Genomic DNA, 1,535 nt, shown 5'->3' on the forward strand with positions numbered 1-1,535 from the left:
TAGACATAATGACTCCCCACTAAAGATGCTGATCTCCAATCAATCGTGGGTTAGCTGAAAGCCAGAGCCATAATAGTTTTGTTAAAGAAACTAAATCGGAGATCAGCATGAATAAACATAACATACTTTTTATTGGCCTTGATACACATAAAGAATTTGTAGAAGTTGCTTATATTGAAGATCAAAGAGGAGCGCAAGCGGTTCATTTTGGACGAATTTCAAGTGCGAAAGCCTCTATCACTAAACTGGCTAGACAGTTTCAATCTAAGTACCCAGAAGCAACCTTACACTTTGTGTATGAGRCAGGGCCCTGCGGTTACTGGATCTACCGATTGCTCACCAGCCTAGGTCACTGTTGCTATGTTATAGCCCCTTCTCTTATTCCCAAAAAGCCTGGTGAGAAAATTAAAACCGATAAACGTGATGCGCTTAAGTTAGCAAAGCTACTCAAATCTGAAGATCTGACCACTATCTACGTACCGGAGCCTGAAGATGAAGCTATCCGCGATTTATCTCGTGCTCGYGAAACTGCGATGAAAGATTTAAAAGACGCTAAATACCAGCTTAAAGCGCTTCAGCTGAGAAATAACATTAACTATAGAGGCACCGCTAATTGGTCGCTAAAGCACTTACGGTGGCTGACTGAACTGATATTACCGCACCCTAGTCAACAGATTGTCTTGCAAGAATACTTACAAACCATTTCGGAGCGAATAGCTCGACTGAAGCGGCTCGACAATGAGCTAGAGCACCATGTGAAAATATGGCGTTACTATCCGGTAGTCAAAGCAATACAGGCATTACGTGGTGTGAGGTTACTGGTTGCTGCGGGTGTCATTGCAGAGTTAGGAGATCTAACTCGCTTTGATCATCCGCGAAAACTAATGAGTTATGTTGGCTTAGTGCCTTCAGAGCACTCGTCGAGCAAGGCGCTTACTGGTTGAAGGAGCCCACTCCTATCGGTACCCTGCGAATATCTCAACAGACATGCAAAAAAGACAAGAGGACTTACCTAAAGATATTATCGATATCGCATGGCGAGCGCAGTTAAGGCTATGTCGTCGATATCAAAAACTCATGCACAAAGGTAAACATAACAACGTAGTCGTGACAGCCATTGCCAGAGAGATGATTGCTTATATTTGGGCTATCTCACGAGAAGTGGTACTGACAAAAGTTAACCCTAAATTGCGGTTATCGAGAGTACCTGCATGATAAACGATTTTGAGCTAATACAGTGGGTCAAGCATCGGATGTGACACGATCACCGAGGGCGTTAGGATGGCAATACGGTTAACTCCGTGTTGAACCACGAACATAGACTGAAGACAGGTGTCACGACGGGTAATGTAAGGTAGGCGCTGCTTATTGAAAGATAAGTAATCCACGGATATCAGCATGACAACCGACGAAATTACTTGCTTCATCGACTGTGTTAGCTCAATCCCAATTGAGTCAAAAGAGCAAAAGCAGGCTTAAATATTTAGGCCGAAAGAGTGGTGTTCTGCTTGACGTGGGGAGTCATACCAACGCCC

Annotated in this window: 1 pseudogene; it reads left to right on the forward strand. The window is 43.8% G+C overall.

Annotated features, from left to right (window positions below):
* The first annotated feature begins 107 nt into the window (after positions 1–107).
* Positions 108–1,215: pseudogene (locus BM736_RS24735) on the forward strand (IS110 family transposase).
* Positions 1,216–1,535 lie beyond the last annotated feature (320 nt).

This window comes from Shewanella sp. UCD-KL12 (assembly GCF_001957125.1).
In the GTDB taxonomy this organism is placed as follows: domain Bacteria; phylum Pseudomonadota; class Gammaproteobacteria; order Enterobacterales; family Shewanellaceae; genus Shewanella.